The organism is Marinobacter daepoensis DSM 16072 (genome assembly GCF_000421165.1).
Classification (GTDB): Bacteria; Pseudomonadota; Gammaproteobacteria; order Pseudomonadales; family Oleiphilaceae; genus Marinobacter; species Marinobacter daepoensis.
On record NZ_ATWI01000008.1, the window covers coordinates 260,990 to 278,329 of the forward strand.

At 57.7% G+C, this 17,340-nt stretch carries 16 protein-coding genes; 6 read left to right on the forward strand and 10 right to left on the reverse strand.

Annotated features, from left to right (window positions below; genetic code table 11):
- Window positions 1–18: 18 nt before the first annotated feature.
- Window positions 19–483, reverse strand: a complete 465-nt coding sequence (locus tag K325_RS0101745; RefSeq protein WP_029652530.1) for a hypothetical protein — start codon at window positions 481–483, stop codon at window positions 19–21.
- Between the two features lie 214 nt (window positions 484–697).
- On the opposite strand from K325_RS0101745, the gene K325_RS0101750 reads away from it, so the two are divergent.
- The 3 genes from K325_RS0101750 to K325_RS0101760 are packed head-to-tail and all read left to right on the forward strand — an operon-like array spanning window position 698 to window position 3,017.
- A complete protein-coding gene (locus tag K325_RS0101750) occupies window positions 698–1,015 on the forward strand; it encodes a PepSY domain-containing protein (protein WP_228128367.1) in 318 nt (105 codons plus the stop codon).
- The gene (locus K325_RS0101755) at window positions 1,015–1,686 is read left to right on the forward strand and encodes a response regulator (protein ID WP_029652532.1); all 672 of its coding nucleotides are present in this window, start codon (window positions 1,015–1,017) and stop codon (window positions 1,684–1,686) included. The genes K325_RS0101750 and K325_RS0101755 overlap by 1 nt, the downstream gene beginning before the upstream one ends.
- Complete coding sequence (locus K325_RS0101760; RefSeq protein WP_029652533.1) at window positions 1,686–3,017, forward strand: sensor histidine kinase; 1,332 nt, start codon at window positions 1,686–1,688, stop codon at window positions 3,015–3,017. Before K325_RS0101755 ends, K325_RS0101760 begins: the two co-directional genes overlap by 1 nt.
- Here the strand turns inward: K325_RS0101760 and K325_RS0101765 are convergent.
- The 4 genes from K325_RS0101765 to tmpT form a co-directional block, all read right to left on the reverse strand.
- Complete coding sequence (locus tag K325_RS0101765; protein WP_029652534.1) at window positions 3,014–4,576, reverse strand: SpoVR family protein; 1,563 nt, start codon at window positions 4,574–4,576, stop codon at window positions 3,014–3,016. The genes K325_RS0101760 and K325_RS0101765 overlap by 4 nt on opposite strands.
- Window positions 4,573–5,868 carry a YeaH/YhbH family protein gene (locus K325_RS0101770; RefSeq protein ID WP_029652535.1) on the reverse strand — a complete coding sequence of 432 codons (1,296 nt, stop codon included), beginning with the start codon at window positions 5,866–5,868 and terminating at the stop codon, window positions 4,573–4,575. The genes K325_RS0101765 and K325_RS0101770 overlap by 4 nt, the downstream gene beginning before the upstream one ends.
- Before the next feature lie 20 nt (window positions 5,869–5,888).
- Entirely contained in the window at window positions 5,889–7,811 is a 1,923-nt protein-coding gene (locus K325_RS0101775; RefSeq protein ID WP_029652536.1) for a PrkA family serine protein kinase, read from the reverse strand.
- A 256-nt stretch (window positions 7,812–8,067) separates the two neighbouring features.
- Window positions 8,068–8,727: a thiopurine S-methyltransferase gene (gene tmpT, locus K325_RS0101780; protein WP_029652537.1), complete on the reverse strand. Its 660-nt coding sequence runs from the start codon at window positions 8,725–8,727 to the stop codon at window positions 8,068–8,070.
- A gap of 74 nt (window positions 8,728–8,801) precedes the next feature.
- Here tmpT and K325_RS0101785 point away from each other — a divergent pair, with 74 nt between their 5' ends.
- Both K325_RS0101785 and K325_RS0101790 read left to right on the forward strand, forming a co-directional pair.
- Window positions 8,802–9,752, forward strand: a complete 951-nt coding sequence (locus tag K325_RS0101785) for a D-2-hydroxyacid dehydrogenase (protein ID WP_036192849.1) — start codon at window positions 8,802–8,804, stop codon at window positions 9,750–9,752.
- 67 nt (window positions 9,753–9,819) lie between these two features.
- On the forward strand, window positions 9,820–11,175 hold the full coding sequence (locus tag K325_RS0101790; RefSeq protein ID WP_029652539.1) for a YihY/virulence factor BrkB family protein: 1,356 nt from the start codon (window positions 9,820–9,822) through the stop codon (window positions 11,173–11,175).
- Here the strand turns inward: K325_RS0101790 and K325_RS0101795 are convergent.
- From K325_RS0101795 to K325_RS0101810, 4 genes are all read right to left on the reverse strand, one after another.
- The gene (locus K325_RS0101795; RefSeq protein ID WP_029652540.1) at window positions 11,158–12,207 is read right to left on the reverse strand and encodes an HDOD domain-containing protein; all 1,050 of its coding nucleotides are present in this window, start codon (window positions 12,205–12,207) and stop codon (window positions 11,158–11,160) included. The genes K325_RS0101790 and K325_RS0101795 overlap by 18 nt on opposite strands.
- Before the next feature lie 85 nt (window positions 12,208–12,292).
- On the reverse strand, window positions 12,293–13,522 hold the full coding sequence (locus K325_RS0101800; protein WP_029652541.1) for a hypothetical protein: 1,230 nt from the start codon (window positions 13,520–13,522) through the stop codon (window positions 12,293–12,295).
- 277 nt (window positions 13,523–13,799) lie between these two features.
- Window positions 13,800–14,534 (reverse strand): 16S rRNA (uracil(1498)-N(3))-methyltransferase, encoded by a 735-nt coding sequence (locus K325_RS0101805; RefSeq protein WP_029652542.1) that lies wholly within the window; start codon window positions 14,532–14,534, stop codon window positions 13,800–13,802.
- A 10-nt stretch (window positions 14,535–14,544) separates the two neighbouring features.
- Window positions 14,545–15,894: an adenosylmethionine--8-amino-7-oxononanoate transaminase gene (locus K325_RS0101810; RefSeq protein ID WP_029652543.1), complete on the reverse strand. Its 1,350-nt coding sequence runs from the start codon at window positions 15,892–15,894 to the stop codon at window positions 14,545–14,547.
- Window positions 15,895–16,091: 197 nt separating this feature from the next.
- Between K325_RS0101810 and K325_RS0101815 the strand changes: the two genes are divergently transcribed.
- Window positions 16,092–16,580 carry a DUF2505 domain-containing protein gene (locus K325_RS0101815; RefSeq protein WP_029652544.1) on the forward strand — a complete coding sequence of 163 codons (489 nt, stop codon included), beginning with the start codon at window positions 16,092–16,094 and terminating at the stop codon, window positions 16,578–16,580.
- A gap of 9 nt (window positions 16,581–16,589) precedes the next feature.
- On the opposite strand, the gene K325_RS0101820 is transcribed toward K325_RS0101815, so the two are convergent.
- Window positions 16,590–17,336 carry an amino acid ABC transporter ATP-binding protein gene (locus tag K325_RS0101820; RefSeq protein ID WP_029652545.1) on the reverse strand — a complete coding sequence of 249 codons (747 nt, stop codon included), beginning with the start codon at window positions 17,334–17,336 and terminating at the stop codon, window positions 16,590–16,592.
- Window positions 17,337–17,340 lie beyond the last annotated feature (4 nt).

Below are 17,340 nucleotides of genomic sequence, written 5' to 3' on the forward strand. Positions count from 1 at the left end.
CGGTGCCGACACTCCGAATCAGTGATCTTTCTTAACCCGGACTGGCTCAAAGCTGCCCGCCCGGAAATCCACTTCCAGCTCCCGGCCGTTTTCGTCGTCACCTTCAACCTGAATCTGGCCGCTGCGTTTCACCTTCAGTTCTTCGAACGTCTGGATACCCTGCTGCTGCGCAGCGTCAAGATAATCGCGCACATCGTCAGCGCTCAGGCCGTACACTTCCCCTTTGGGCTTACGGCGTTGCTCGCGGTCGATGTCGCCGTTGCCATTCAGGTCCAGCTCGACAAACCAGTCCTTACCCATCCAGCCTTCGATTTCGATGTCGTCGGCACGATCGTCGTCGAACTCAATGCTCTGAAAATGAGTGATGCCGTAGTCAGTACCGGCTTTGAGCATCCGTTCTGCGTCGTCAAAGCTGCCTTTGGCCATGGCAAAGGGAGCCGCGACAAGGCTGCTGATCAGAGTGACAGTCAGAATCTTTTTCATGGTGTTCTCCTTGCATACAGAGGTCAGTCGGTTACGCCGGTTTGCCCTGTTGGCGACCAGCCTGGGGCCAGATTAACGAAGCGTGGCTTTCAGCATCGTGATAGGCTCGTTCATGATTCGTTCATCCAGCTTTTGTCACCCTGTACGCATGAACCGATACCCTTTTTATTCGCACGTTCTGCCCGCCGACCGGTTTTCCCGCCGAGTCGTTAGGGTGTTACTGCTGACGCTGTTTGCTCTGAGCACGGCACCTCTCGCTCAGGTGGCCTGCGCCGATGAGGACGACTGGCGTCGGCTGCACCGTGAAGTGGAAGCCGGACGCATCAAGCCCCTGAGCGAGATTCTGGAGAATCTTGCCCGCGACTGGCGGGGGGATGTAATTGATGTGGACATTGAGCGCGATGACGGTGACATCATCTACGAAATTGAGCTGCTGGGCCCGGAAGGGCAGGTGGTGGAGTTTGAGATTGATGCCCGGACCGGAGACATTCTGGAAATCGAAGGCAGGAACATTCGGGGCATGCAACGCTGATGAAAATACTGCTGGTGGAAGACGATAACGCATTGGCTCAGGGCCTGGCCGATGCCCTGACCACTGCCGGAGTGCTGGTGCAAGTGGCGGAAGACGGGCGCAGTGCAGACTTTCTGGTCAGTACGGAGCGTTACGATGCGGTGGTGCTGGACCTGGGGCTGCCTGACGGTAATGGAACCCAGTGGCTGGCCCGCTGGCGGGAGCAGGGCATCGACTTGCCGGTACTGATTCTGACCGCCCGGGAACGATGGTCTGACAAAGCCGCCGGGTTTTCGGCCGGCGCCGATGATTACGTCACCAAGCCGTTTGAAACGGCTGAAATCCTGTTCCGTTTGCGTGCGCTGGTCCGTCGGGCCCATGGTCATTCTCACCCGGTGATTACCGTCGGAGACATTGCTCTGGATACCCATGCCGGGCAGGTCACGCGCCTGGGGATGCCGGTGTCTCTGACCGCTCAGGAATTCCGGCTGCTTTCTCACCTGATTCATGCGGCTCCCCGCATTGTGTCCCGTACCGAGTTGACGGAGCATGTCTACGATGGAGATCAGGAGCCCGATTCAAACGTGATCGACGTGCAGGTCAGCCGCTTGCGCCGAAAGCTTGGGGCCGATGCGATTGAAACCGTGCGCGGGCAGGGTTACCGGATGAACACCAACGGGGCGGGTGTCTGATGCTCACGCGGCTGCGACGCTGGCCGGTGTCGGCCCGGATGCTGGTGTCGGCGCTGGTTCTGGTGACGCTGGTGTTGCCTCTGGCGGGTGCGTTGCTGGCCTGGAATTTCCGGCAAACCGTCAACGATTCCTTTGATGAACGTCTGCTGTCCTTCCTGAATGTGGTTATCGCCGGGATTGAGTTTGACCCGCAAACTGGCGAACTGACGCCGGGCCCGCAATTGGGCGATCCACGTTTTGATCGGGTGTACTCCGGCTGGTACTGGCAGGTGAATGACCATGAGGGCCGGCGCATCACGTCACGTTCTCTGTGGGACGAGCGTTTGCCCGTGATCAGTGGGCGGGGCCCGGACTGGGCTAATACGCCCGGGCCAGCCGGACAGGCGCTGCGGCTGGTAGAGCGGGACGTTCAGCTCCCGGCGTTTGAAGGCTGGTTGTCGGTTTCGGTGGCTGCCGATCTTTCGGAGGTTGAAGCTCAGGTGGCGCACTTCAACCGTTTGTTGTCGATTTCACTCACGACCCTTGGGGGCTTGCTGCTGTTGATGATCGGCTTGCAGATACGCTGGGGCCTGGCGCCGTTGCGGCGCCTGGAGCGTGATCTCCGGGCTATGGAGGCTGGCCAGGCACGGTCTCTGGAAAGTGATTTGCCGAAAGAGCTGGCTCGACTGGCCGAGGCCATGAACCAGGTTTTGATTCGGGATGAAGTTCTGATTGAGCGGGGGCGAACGGCCGCCGGCAATCTGGCACACGCACTGAAGACTCCGGTCTCGGTACTGACCACGCTGAGCGACCAGTTGCCGGAGCAGCAAAAATCGGCGTTCCGTACGGAACTGGCTCGGATTGATGAAGCGGTTCGTCATCATTTGGCCCGGGCTTCAGCCGCAGGCCCGGCGGCGTTGGGTCGGGTTGACCTGGCGGATACTTTGGAGCCGGTCGTGTCGGCGCTCACGACCCTGGCCCAACGTCGCGGCGTGGTGCTCGAGAGTGCCCTGGGTGTGGAAGAGCCGGTACGGTTTGAACAGCAGGATCTTCAGGAAATCGCCGGTAATCTTCTGGAAAATGCCATTAACTGGGCCGCAAGCCGGGTGACGTTTCTGGTGGCAATGGAGGCCGGTGGATTGCTGGTGCGGGTGGATGACGATGGCCCGGGGCTGTCCGATGAGCAGATTGAACAGGCCTTGACCCGAGGGACCCGGCTGGATGAAACCCGCGCGGGATCTGGTCTGGGGCTGGCGATCGTCAAAGAACTGGTTGAGCTCTATGGCGGAGTCCTGGATCTCAGCCGGTCGCCGTCTGGCGGGCTGAGAGCCTCGGCCCGGTTCCCCGGCTAATCGTCCTCTTCCAGTGGGTTGGCAGGGCAGTGATGCTCTTCAACCACGGTGCCCTCGTCGACACTTTCCAGATGGACATCGAATCCCCACAGCCGGTGAACGTGCCGGAGCACTTCGTCGGTCTCCTTGCCAAGAGGCACCCGGTCTACTGGTATATGGCGCAGGGTCAGTGAACGGTCACCTCGAACATCGACGCTCCACACCTGAATGTTGGGCTCCCGGTAACTCAGGTTGTACTGGCGCGCCAGTTTCTCGCGCAGAACACGGTAGCCCGGATCATCGTGAATGGCGGTCACCGTATAGTGATCTCGCTGATCGTCGTTCTCGATGGCGAAGAGCTTGAGGTCCCGCATCACTTTCGGTGACAGGTACTGCTGGATAAAACTCTCGTCCTTGAAGTTGCGCATGGCAAAATGCAGGCTCTCCAGCCAGTCCGTACCGGCGATGTCCGGGAACCACTCCCGATCTTCATCCGTTGGATGTTCACAGATGCGGCGAAGGTCTGTGAAGATGCTAAAGCCCAGAGTGTAAGGGTTGATGCCTGAGTACCAGGGGCTGTTAAACGGCGGTTGATAGACCACTGCTGAATGGCTTTGCAGGAATTCCAGCATGAACCCGTCGTTGACCAGCCCTTTGTCGTACATCCGGTGCAGCAAGGTGTAGTGCCAGAACGTCGCCCAACCCTCGTTCATGACCTGGGTCTGGCGCTGTGGGTAGAAGTACTGGGCCAGCTTGCGAACGATTCGCACCAGTTCCCGTTGCCAGGTTTCCAGCAAGGGGGCATTTTTTTCGATGAAGTACAGCAGGTTCTCCTGCGGCTCCTCCGGGTATCTGGGGCGAAGGCGGACCGGGTCGTCGTCCTCCCCGGCTTTCGGGATAGTGCGCCACAGGTCATTGATGCGACGCTGCTCGTACTCTTCGCGTTCTGACTGTCTGCGTGCCTCTTCGGCGGCGGAAATCGGGGCGGGGCGCTTGTACCGGTCGACGCCATAGTTCATCAGCGCATGGCAGGAATCCAGGATTTCCTCGACGGCATCCACGCCATGGCGTTCCTCGCACTCAGAGACGTAATGCCGGGCAAAAACCAGGTAATCGATGATGGCGCTGGCGTCGGTCCAGGTGCGGAACAGATAGTTACCCTTGAAGAAGGAGTTGTGGCCGTAACTGGCGTGGGCAATCACCAGTGCCTGCATCGGTAGGGTGTTTTCCTCCATGAGATAGGCAATGCAGGGGTTGGAGTTGATGACTATTTCATAGGCCAGCCCCATCTGCCCACGCTGGTAACCCTTCGAGGTTTGCAGGAACTGTTTGCCAAAGGACCAGTGATGATAGCCCACCGGCATGCCGACCGAGCTGTAGGCATCCATCATTTGTTCAGCCGTAATCACCTCAATCTGGTTCGGGTAGGTGTCCAGGCCGAACTCGGCGGCGCATTTGGCGATTTCCTCATCGTATTTCTGAATCAGCTCGAAGGTCCACTCCGAACTGGTCGAAATCGGCGTTTGTGCTCCGGGAGGTTCGTTCTCCGGGGCCGTGGGGCGGTCTGTCAGGCGGTTCATGCGGCTTTCCTCTCAAACAACTGTCGGAAGACCGGGTAAATGTCACCTGGATCGGCGATCTGCTGCATGGCAAAGCTCTGGGGATACTGCTCCCTGATCTTTTCGTATTCATACCAGAGCATCTGATGATCCTGAGGCGTTATCTCAATGTAGGAGTAGTATTGAACCAGTGGCAGAATCCGCTCAGAAAGCAGTTTGCTGCAGATGGGGGAGTCATCGTTCCAGTTATCGCCATCGGAGGCCTGGGCGGCGTAGATGTTCCATTCTGCGGGTGAATAGCGGGACTCAACGATGCGGTGCATCAGTTTCAGGGCACTGGATACAATGGTGCCCCCGGTTTCCCGGCTGTAGAAAAACTCCTCTTCATCCACTTCTTTGGCGCTGGTGTGGTGGCGAATGAACACCACCTCTATTTTCTTGTAGTTCTTCTTCAGAAACAGATACAGCAAGATGAAGAAGCGCTTGGCAATGTCTTTGTGCATCTGGGTCATGGAGCCGGAAACGTCCATGAGGCAGAACATCACGGCGCTGGTGGCGGGCTTGGGTTGTTTCAGATGTTGACGGTACCGGAGATCAATCTCGTCGATGAATGGAATGCGTTTGACGTTGGCTTTCAGGCGGGCAATTTCCTCCTCCAGCACCTGAATCTGATCTTCATGGCTGAACGCCGGGTCCAGGTCGCCCGGAGCGGATTTCAAGGCTTCAAGCTGTTGCTCCAGATCCCGGATCTTTTTCTTGCGGGCTCCGCCAAGGCCCAGACGACGAGCGTGAGCGCCACGCAGGGAACGTATCACATCCAGTTTGGCTGGCACGCCCTGAGTCGTGAAACCGGAACGCACGTAACTGAAAGCTTCGGTGTCTTTCAGTTTCTTTCGGGCCAGGTTGGGCAGCTCCAGGTCGTCAAACAGGAAATCCAGAAACTCTTCCTGGGTAATCTGGAACGCGAACTCATCCATGCCTTCGCCATCCGGGCTTGCCTGCCCTTGTCCCTGTCCTTGTCCGCCACCGCCCTGAGGCTTTGGGATGGTGTCGCCGGCGACCCATTCCTGATTGCCAGGGTGCACAACTTCCCGGCGGCCGCCGTCGCCGTGATGGAAAACAGGTTCGTCGATATCCCGGGCGGGAATGCTGACTTTCTCTCCCCGCTCGATATCCGTGATGGATCGCTTCTGAACTGCGTCAGACACCGCCTTTTTGATGTGGTGGCGATAACGGCGCAGGAACCGCTCCCGGTTCACTGCGCTCTTGTTTTTGCCGTTCAGGCGCCGGTCAACAATGTGGGTCATACCCATGGTACTGCTCCCGCTGGCCGTTAGTGGGATTTCCGGACACGCAGGTACCACTCGGCAAGCAAGCGCACCTGTTTCTCGGTGTATCCACGGTCAACCATGCGTTCCACAAACTGTTTGTGTTTTTTCTGGTCTTCCTGGCTGGCTTTCGGGTTGAAGGAAATCACCGGCAACAGGTCTTCGGTGTTGGAGAACATTTTCTTCTCAATCACACTACGCAGCTTCTCGTAACTGAGCCAGGAAGGGTTCTTGCCCTGATGGTTGGCCCGGGCGCGGAGTACGAAGTTGACCACTTCGTTGCGGAAATCCTTCGGGTTGGAAATACCGGCGGGTTTCTCGATTTTCTCCAGTTCGTCGTTGATGGACGACCGGTCGAGAATCTCTCCGGTTTCCGGGTCCCGGAATTCCTGGTCCTGAATCCAGAAATCGGCGTAGGTGACGTAACGGTCGAACAGGTTCTGACCATACTCGCTGTAGCTTTCCAGATAGGCGGTCTGGATCTCCTTGCCAATAAACTGGACGTAGTGCGGCGCCAGAAATTCTTTGATAAAGCGCAGGTAGCGCTCCTGAATCTCTGACTGAAACTGCTCCTGTTCGATCTGCTTCTCCAGGACATACAACAGGTGCACCGGGTTGGCGGCAATCTCGGTGGTGTCGAAGTTGAACACCTTAGAAAGGATCTTGAAGGCAAAGCGGGTTGAGAGGCCATCCATGCCTTCCATCACGCCAGCAGCGTCACGGTACTCCTGAATGGATTTGGCTTTTGGGTCGGTGTCCTTGATGCTCTGGCCATCGTACACCTTCATTTTGGAGTAGATGCTGGAGTTTTCCGGTTCTTTGATCCGTGACAGCACCGAAAACTGGGCCAGCATGTCCAGCGTATCTGGCGCACAGGGGGCTCCCGCCAGAGAGCTGTTTTTCAGCAGCTTGCGATAGATTTCGATCTCTTCGGTCACTCTGACGCAATAAGGCACCTTGACGATGTAGACCCTGTCCAGAAACGCCTCATTGTGTTTGTTGTTGCGGAAGGTTTGCCATTCTGATTCGTTGGAGTGGGCCAGAATTACTCCATCAAACGGCACAGACCCCATACCCTCGGTGGTGTTGTAGTTGCCTTCCTGTGTAGCCGTGAGCAGCGGGTGCAGAACCTTGATGGGCGCCTTGAACATCTCCACAAATTCCAGCAGCCCCTGGTTGGCTTTACACAGGCCGCCACTGAAACTGTACGCGTCCGGGTCATCCTGAGAAAAATCCTCCAGCATGCGGATATTGACCTTACCCACCAGGGCCGAGATGTCCTGGTTATTGTCGTCGCCGGGTTCGGTCTTGGATACCGCAATCTGGTCAAGCACGGACGGATAGCGTTTTACCACCCGGAACTGGCTGATGTCGCCACCAAACTCGTGCAGGCGCTTGACTGCCCAGGGCGACATGATGTTCTTGAGGTACCGGACCGGAATGCCATATTCCTCTTCAAGGATCGGAGCATCCTCGTCCGGGTCAAACAGGCCCAGCGGGCTCTCGTTGACCGGCGAGCCTTTAATGGCATAGAAGGGAACCTTCTGCATCAGGGATTTGAGCTTTTCGGCAAGTGATGATTTACCGCCACCGACCGGCCCCAGCAGGTACAGAATCTGTTTCTTTTCCTCCAGGCCCTGAGCGGCATGACGGAAAAAGGAGACGATGTTTTCCACAGCGTCTTCCATGCCGTAGAACTCGTCAAACTCCGGATAGCGTTTGATAACCTTGTTGGAAAAGATGCGTGACAGGCGAGGGTCACGGGACGTATCAATCAGTTCTGGTTCGCCGATGGCAATCAGCATCCGCTCTGCCGCGGTGGCGTATGCCGTTGGGTCCTGTTTGCAGATCTCCAGGTATTCCTCAAGGGAGTACTCCTCCTCCTGAGTCTGGTCATACCGGTCTTTGAAGTGCTGCAGAATGCTCATAGATGGCCCCTCGCTCACTCTTGCCTGTTATAGATGCACGCAATGTCCCCGTTGCTGGTTCGCCGCCTTTCCCGGCGGTGTCTCTGATTATGGAATGAATGGGATAATGTTAAGCAGGTATACGTTATCCGGAGCGTTCCGGCCTGCTTATCTCTGAGCTTAGTTCAGACTCGTGGGGTTGGACAGCGAGCCGTCAAATTAGATTCATTAAATTGTGGTACGCCGGGGCGCAGGGCGCTCCCCGGCGATGCGGGTTTTACTTCTTGATCAGAGTAAACACGCTTTCTGCGGCCCCGTTCCTCAGCCCACGGCGCTTGGCAAAGGGGTTGTCCCGGGCCATGTCCCGTTTCAGCACGTGGTTAATTTCGTAGTCATCGCCGTAGAGCTCGAATACTTCCTGATCGGTCACGTTAAAAGGAGGGCCCTGCATTTCTTCGCTGTCGTAGTCGAGTGTGATCAGCAGAATTTTCGTGCCGTCCGGGATGACGGCGGTAAGATGCTCAACGTAGCGTTTTCGCATTTCTTTGGGCAGGGCGATCAGGGCGGCGCGATCGTAAACCAGGCGCACGTGTTTCAGGTCGTCAGGCACCAGCTGGAAAAAGTCGCCGCACCAGATTTGCAGGTTGTCGTGACGAAACACGGTAAACGGTTCGCCGGGGTGAACGCTGGCTTTTTCCTGCGCTTCCTCGAAAAAATCCTTGCAGGCGATGTCGCTCAGCTCAACACCGATAATGGGGTGACCCCGGTCATGGAGCCACCACATATCGTGGGCTTTGCCACACAGAGGAACGAGCACGGCGTCGTTGCCCTGGCCCGCGAGTTCGCCCCAGTGATCGTGAAGGTATTGATTAACTGTTCCTTCGTGGAAGCCAATTTGGTCTTTTGCCCAGCGTTCGTGCCAGAATTCGTGTTCCATGGATAGCCTCCGGGATTTTGATCATTTTCTACAGTCTACCCTAATGTATGGGGCCGATGAGTCAGGAGAGAAGTATGAAAGCCGTTTTTCTGGATACCGTAACACTGGGAAATGACGTGGACCTGGGGCCCCTTCAGGCCGTAACCGGTGGGCTGACCTGCCATGAACGTACCACGCCTGAACAGGTGACAGAACGCCTTCAGGGCTTTGATACGGTGTTGGTGAATAAGGTGGTTCTGGGGCGTGAACATTTTGAAGCCTGCCCGGAACTCCGGACCATCGCGGTGGTGGCCACCGGGTTGAACAACATTGACCTGGCGGCGGCGCAGGCGTTCGGAATCAAGGTCATGAACGTGACCAACTATGGTCGCTCGACCGTGGCCCAGCACACCATGGCGCTGATTCTGGCACTGGCAACCCGGCTACTCGACTACAATCGCGATGCCCGCAATGGGGCCTGGGCCAAGAGCGACATGTTTTGCCTCATGGACTACCCGATTATGGAGCTGGAGGGAAAAACTCTGGGGATTGTGGGTTACGGAGACCTGGGGCAGGGCGTTGCGGAACGGGCCAGAGCTTTTGGTATGAAGATTGTGCTCGGTTGTCGCCCCGGGCAGGCCCCCGGAGAGGTGGACGGTTATCGCCGGGTTCCGCTGGATGAGCTGTTGGCGCAGGCGGATGTCGTGTCTCTGCATTGCCTGCTGACAGATGACACCCGCCATATGATCGGCCCCCGGGAGCTGGGCCTGATGAAATCAACCGCGTTGCTGATCAACACCAGCCGCGGCGGATTGGTCGACGAAGGGGCGCTGGCGGAAGCGTTGCGGAACGGAGACATTGCTGGAGCGGGGTTCGATGTGCTTACCGAGGAGCCGCCTCGCCATGGGAACCCCCTGCTGGCAGGGGATGTCCCGAACCTGATCCTGACCCCGCACTCAGCCTGGGCCAGCCGGGAAGCCAGGCAGCGGATTGTCGGAATCACGGCAGACAACCTGGCTTCGGTGGCGGTCGCGCCGGGGAATTAAGATCAGCTGGCTTGTTTAGTGCCATCTGCCTGATAAGCTGTAGAAAAACTTGTAAGCAGGACATTGCGTGGCTTCTTTTCAGATGAAAGCGCGGCTTCAGGCCGCGGAAGACTGGATTCTCTCGAACCCGAACCCGCCCCAGCGCTGGCCATGGACCTGGCTGTACAAGGTGGGGCGTTCGGTTTATGCCCTGGCTCGGGATGTCATCAGCGGTCAGCTGACTTTGCACGCCATGAGTCTGGTGTACACAACGTTGCTGAGCATTGTGCCGTTGCTGGCCCTGAGCTTCTCGGTTCTGAAAGCGCTGGGTGTCCATCAGAAGATGGAGCCCTTCCTGTTTCAGTTCTTCCAGCCGATGGGCCCTCAGGGGATTGAGGTCGCGGAACGTATTCTCGGGTTTGTGGACAACATGAAAGTGGGGGTCCTTGGCTCGGTGGGTCTGGCATTGCTGGTTTACACGGTCATCTCACTGGTTCAGAAGATTGAGAGATCGTTCAATATGATCTGGCGGGTGCCTGAAATGCGTTCCATGGCGCAGCGTTTCAGCAACTATCTCAGTGTGATCATGGTCGGCCCGCTGTTGATGGTGTCGGCGATTGGGGTAACGGCAACGATCTTCGCTTCCGACGTTGCGCAGAATCTCATGGCCATCGAGCCTTTCGGCTCGCTGATTGTGTTTGCCAGCCGTTTTACGCCCTTTTTCCTGGTGGTTGGGGCCTTTACCTTTGTGTACATCTTTATTCCCAATACCCGGGTGAAACTCCGCTTCGCCTTTATTGCGGGTCTGGTGGCGGGGGTGTCCTGGCAGACCGGAGGAATGCTGTTTGCGTCTTTCGTGGCGGGGTCGGCCAAATACGCGGCAATTTATTCCGGCTTTGCCGTGGGCATCATATTACTGATCTGGACCTACCTGAACTGGATGATTCTGTTGCTCGGGGCCAGCCTGGCGTTCTACCTGCAAAACCCCGGGGCCGTGTCCAAGCGAAGAAATGTGCAGCAGGCTCCGGAGTTGCAGGAGCGTGTTGGACTGGCACTGATGTGGATGGTGGCGAGGCCGTTCAGTCGAGGCGAGCCTGCACCACAGCAAGAGTGGCTGGAGCAGCAGTTGCGGGTGCCGGGGGAAGTCACAAGACGCATCAGCGATAAGTTGATTCGGGCTGGCCTGTTGAGTCTGGCGGGAGAAAACGGGGATCGTCTGGTACCCGGGTGTGCTCTGGATATCATTACCGTAGGCAGCGTGCTGCGAGCTATTCGTCGGGATGAAGACCGGGTTGTGGATCGCTTGCCAGCGGAAGCAATGCCGGTTGAGTTGATCAAACTGACCCCTGCTGGCGGCGATGTCAGCTTTGCCAGCCTGCTCAAAACGGGTGTGGAGCCAGAGACCACCCCCGGAGACGCTCCGGTATCACGCGCGCATCTGTGAGGGTTTGCCTTCCTTTAGCAGGTTGAGCAGGGCCGAGCGCACTTTGTTCAACTGCTCTGGAGGCAGGTGAACAATTCGACGGAGGTCGTCTTCCGACAGGTTTCTCTGGCGGGCGTGTCTGAGTACCTCCCGGGTGCCCAGCAGTAAACCGTCGGTCAGCGCCGAGTGGGCCTGTCTGGGGGCTGGACGCTCCGCCGAGAGCAGCCATGCATGATACTTCGGTGGCAGGTTCCAGATGTTGGCCAGGAGCTGGCAGGTTGCCCATTGATAGCGGACCAGTGCCACTTTCAGTAAGGCGGGTTCTGGCTCATGGCCAGAGCCGTGAGTCCGGCAGATCCGCCCCAGTTCCCGGCGAATGGTGATGTACGAGAGTGCCGGTAACAGGCCGACCATGAAGTGGGCGCTGGTGTCGTCGCGGTGGATCTTGGCGATCATTTCCGCTGCCCGGGCACAGGTCAGGCCCCAGCGCCATGAACGCTGGGCGAACAGGGCTTCACGGCTGTTCCGTGCGGCCATCATGGGGCGCATGACCGCCGCGGCAATCACGTTTCTTATGCCATCCACACCAAGAATGAACACCGCCTGATCCACCGATTCAATTACCTGGTCGCCGGGGCGAAAGTAAAGGCTGTTGGCCACCTGAAGAAGCTGGTCGGTCAGCGAGGGGTCGCTCAGAATAATGCTGGTCAGCTCTTTGCGTTCCGTGGTTTCGTTCGAGAGAGCTCGCATGAGCATGGGCAGGCTGCCGGGTTTTCTGGGCAGCTCTTCCATCTCGTTCATGTTAAGCCGCCGCTCCAGCTCGGCAAGTTCCCTGCGATGATCGTCAGCCACTCTCTGAAGCCTGACTGGCTCTGCATCCAGCAACCAGGCAAACAGGTGGTCTTCCAGCTGGCCGCCCAGATTGCTTTCAGGGCCTGTCGTGTCAGGGGCGCCAGACGGGGCAGGGTTCAGGAGCCGGGTATCCGGCGCTGGCGGTTGAATGGGTGGGGTCTTGCTGAACAGGCTTGATACCCAGGAAAAAAAGCCCGGCATCCATGGCCTCCGGATAGCGTGTAGATGATCCAGACTGGTTATTGCGCCAGTATAGTCTGGTTGGATCAGCCTGCCCAGAACGGAATCAGGCGAACGATTCGCCAAACACAAAGACCAGTTGGCAGACACCGGCAATCATGCCCAGAAATGCCCCCACCAGTATCAGCTTGATTTCGTCTTCCTGGAAACACGGGCGCAGGAGATCCTGGAACTCCTCGGAAGACAGCGCATTCATGCGCTCGACCATGATCGCTTCCACCGCTCTGGCCCGGTCTCGTTCGAACACCGGGTTGCTGAAGGAGCTCTGTGAAATCGCCAGGGCTTTTTCGCCCACCTGATTCTTCAGCGTGGCAAAACCCGTTGGCCCGAAAGCCATCTGGGTGAGTGCTTTGCCCATGCCCGCGGTTTCATCCACGAGCGGCTTGATGTGCTTTTTGACCATGTTGCGGGCCCGGTCGCCTTTGGGCCCTCCGAGGATGGCATCGATGATGTTGCCGACCGTGAGAATCTCATGGGTCACGATATGGCAGAAAGACTCTGCCACTTCCGGCTGCCGTTTGAGGAACAGCCCCTGAATCCTCAGTGGCCCTACCTTGTGTTCGTGAAGGGGGCGGAAGATCACGTTCAGGGCAATCCAGTTGGTGGCCCAGCCTACCAGCAGTCCGAACAGGGGCAGTACCCAGATGGCCGGGTACAGGAACCAGACTCCCATCTGGATGATCCCGAAGAGAAATCCAAAGTAGAGCCCGGAATTGACGATGAAGCGAAACTCCACATCGCCGCATTCCAGAAAAATGCGGTTAAGCAGCTTTTTGTCTCTGGCCAGGCGATCAATCACCATGCCTTTGATGTCGAGCAGGTCTTCAATGTTGTCCGAGATGTCTTCCACCAGGTTGTCGACCAGTTGGGGCGTGGATTTGCGCACCCGATCGTAGACCATTTTGCGAGCGGAGGCCGGCAGGTTTTCCCAGAACGTCGGGTATTCCCGGAGCATGAGTTCGTCGACGTACTCTTCAACCCTGGGGTCGATGGTGTGGATAATGTGGGCGGCCAGGACTTTCGGGTCGATCTGCTCGAAGATCTCCTGAACGGTGCCAATCTTCGCGATGGTGGCGTCGACGCTTTTGGCGGCCATTTTCCGGGCTTTGGAGGGGATGATGCCCTGCCAGCCCAGAAGCGGTGGTTTGCCGATGAACTCCAGCGGGTAGAAGGTCATTTTGATGGCGAGCCAGTTAGTGCTCCAGCCGATGAGGGCGGCGATCACGGGGATGCTGAGATATTGCCAAAATTCCGGATTGGTAAGAAGGTCTGTCATCCTGGACTCGCATGTTTATTTGTTTTACCCGAGCCTCGGTGTATTGCAGCCAGTTGCGGTAGGGCTTTCCAAAACACGCTGTTGATACGTCCATGTACGCTCCGCTCCGCCATCCATGGCTACGCAGGGTTTTGGAAAGCCCTACCGCAACCGGCTGTACGAACGCCGGTGGTTGCCTCAGGCTTTTTTGTCAGACAAGAATAATGTTGATCGCCCCCTTGTCTGTCAATGACTGGGATGCCATGGCGTGGTGCGATGAAAAGCCACACCGATGCGGTCAGGTGCCGATATCTCCCCAGAGCCATTGGCACAGAGCGAGGGCGGCAACCGGAGCGGTTTCGGTGCGAAGCACACGAGGGCCCAGGGCGACTGGTAGAAAACCATTGGATTCGGCCAGGACGATTTCCTCGGCGGTCAGGCCACCTTCAGGGCCGATCATCAGGGCGACGCTGGTGGGTGTGCTGAGGTTGTTCAGCGAGTGTTCGGTGCGGTGGTGCAGCACAAGGCGTACGTCGCAGGCCTGGGCGTGTTCCAGCCACTGCGGGACGGTCATCACCGGCCTTATCTCTGGTACACGGGCACGGCCACATTGCTCTGCGGCGCTGATGGCGATCTGCTGCCAGTGCCGCAGGCGTTTGTCTTCCCGGTCGCCTTTGAGCCTCACGTCGCAGCGCTCGGTGGTCAGTGGGATGATGTCGGTCACGCCCATTTCCACAGCCTTCTGGACGGCATAGTCCATCCGGTCGCCTTTGGACAGCGTCTGTGCCAGCACCACACGCAGGGGGGATTCTGTCGTGTTGGTGACCGCTTCAGTAACGTCCACCTGAACCTGCTTTTTACCCGCTTCTGTGATGACGGCGCGGTAGTCCTGCCCATCGCCATTGAAAATCCGCAGTTCCTGGCCTGCCTGCATGCGAAGTACGCGGCCAACGTGGTTAGCGGCGTTGTCGTCGAGTTGGCACTGGCTGCCGACAGCCAGTGGGCTGTCGGTGTAGATACGTGGAATTCTCATGCCGGGGTTCTCAGTCCTTGACCGCGATTTCAATGCCTTCGGTGGCCACCTGGGCCAGATGGCGGATCTGTTCTTCAGTGATCACGTAGGGCGGCATGAAATACAGCACGTTGCCAAGGGGGCGTAACAGGGCCTGCCGGGTCAGTGAATGCTTATAGACTTTGATGCCCCGGCGTTCCTGCCAGGGAAAGGGGGTCTTGCTGGCTTTGTCCTTGACCATTTCAATGGCGAGGGTCATGCCATGCTGGCGGATGTCGCCCACGTTCGGGTGATCCGCCAGGTGAGCGACAGACTCTGCCATACAGCGGGACAGCTGTCGGTTATTCGCAATGACGTTTTCGTCCCGGAAGATGTCCAGTGTCGCCAGTGCCACCGCGCAACCGATCGGGTTGCCTGTGTAGCTGTGGCTGTGCAGGAAGGCTCGCAGGGTTTCGTAGTCGTCGTAGAAAGCGTTATAGACATTGTCGGTGGTCAGCACCACCGACAGCGGAAGATAGCCGGCCGTCAGTCCTTTGGACAGGCACATGAAATCCGGGGTGATGCCGGATTGTTCACAGGCAAACAGGGTGCCGGTGCGGCCAAAGCCCACGGCAATTTCGTCCGCAATCAGGTGCACACCGTAACGGTCGCAGGCTTCCCGCAGTTTGGTGTGGTAGATCGGGTGGTGCATACGCATGCCACCGGCGCACTGGATCAACGGCTCCACCACCACGGCGCAGATTTCGTCGTGTTTCTCCGCCAGCAGTTTGTCCATGGCCTCGAACTGGCGCAGGGCGTAGGCTTCGTCGGTTTCACCGGCTTCTTTGTTGAACGCATCCGGTGAGGGGGCGGTCAGGACTTCCATCAGCAGTGGCTGGTAGGTGTCTTTGTAAAGGGCGACATCACCCAGAGCCAGGGCGCCCAGAGTCTCACCGTGGTAACTGTTGCTGAGGTTGACGAAGTTTTTCTTGCCGGGTTTGTCGTGGTTCTTCCAGTAGTGATAGCTCATCTTAAGAGCTGCCTCGATGGCTGACGATCCGTTGTCGGCGTAGAAGCATTTGTTCAGGCCTTTCGGGGTCACCTCAATCAGCCGTTCTGAGAGGTTGACCACCGGTTCGTGGCTGAATCCGGCCAGAATGACGTGCTCCAGTTGCCCGATCTGTTCCTGAATGGCGGAGTTGATGCGCGGGTTGGCGTGGCCAAACAGGTTAACCCACCAGGAGCTGACCGCATCAATATAGCGATTGCCTTCGAAGTCCTCTAGCCAGACGCCTTCACCCCGTTTGATGGGGATCAGGGGCAGGGATTCGTGATCTTTCATCTGGGTGCACGGATGCCACACGGATTTGAGATCCCGTGCGACCAGATCGGCATTGCGCATTGTAGTCTCCTGTCAGCTCCCGGGCCGTTTTCGGTTCGTTAAAACCCTCCCATGATACTTGCCAGAGCGGCGGCTTAACAGCATCAGAGTGTGAACTGATCGGTCTGGCTCGCTTGCCCGGGTGGCTCGCTTTCCCGGCCAATGTTGCAAGGCACTGCGACCGCAACAATAAACGCAAGACTGACTCGGAGGTAAGAATGGAACTCAATCTTGAGCACCCCTATGAACGGGGGCTTGAACACGTCATTGAACACTTTTTCAGCGAAGAGCACATTCGTCGCAAAAATGAAGAACTGGGGTCGCGAAACGTTCGTGTGGCCGAGCTGCACCGGGATGAGTTGTCGGGGAAGCTGGTGATCGAACGGGAAATGACAGCGTCGGCGCCGGTCCCCGGAGTGTTGTCGGGGTTTCATCGGGAGTGGAACCAGGTGCGTCAGGAAGAGCACTGGTTCCGGAAGGATGACGGTGAGTGGCACTGCGAGTTCCGGGTTCGGATAGACGGCGTGCCGGCCAGAATCAAGGGCGCCATGCGTCTGCAGGGTAACGGCGATCGCTGCATCAACTATGTGACGCTGTCGGTGTTGTGTGATGTGCCGTTTCTTGGGCGGAAGATTGCGAAGTTTCTGGCGGATGACTCTCGCGCCAAGATAGAGCGCGAGTATACCGTCATCCGCCAGTTGCTCTAACGGTTTCTGTCAGTGGGCCAGTACCCGGGAGAGGAACGCCTGGGTGCGTTCGTTCTGAGGGTTATCGAAGACATCGTCCGGCTTGCCTTCTTCGACAATCTGGCCTTCATGGATGTAGATCACCCGGTCCGCCACTTCGCGGGCAAACCCCATTTCATGGGTGACGACCATCATGGTCATGCCTTCTTTCGCCAGTTCCCGCATGACATCCAGCACCTCTCCGATCATCTCCGGGTCAAGTGCCGAGGTGGGTTCATCGAACAGCATCAGTCTTGGCTCCATGGCCAGGGCTCTGGCAATGGCGACACGCTGTTGCTGCCCGCCGGATAGCTGGCTCGGGTATTTATCGGCCTGGCTGCCGATGCCTACCCGTTCCAGTAACCGGTCGGCGGTGGCGTTCGCCACAACCTGAGCGGTTCTCTTCACCCGGGTGGGTGCCAGAGTGATGTTGTTCTTGACCGTCAGGTGCGGGAACAGATTGAACTGCTGGAACACCATCCCCACTTCCTTGCGGATTTCAGCCAGGTTTTTCTGGTTGCCACCTCTGGGCGCCAGGGGATGATTGTCGACTTCAAGCGTGCCGGATTCGAATTCTTCCAGGCCGTTTACGCAGCGAATCAGGGTGGACTTGCCGGAACCACTGGCTCCGATGATCACCACCACTTCGCCTTGCTCTACCGTCAGGTCGATGTTTTTCAGGACATGCAGCTTGCCGAAGTACTTGTTCATGCCCTTCATTTTTACGATTTGTGTCATGGTT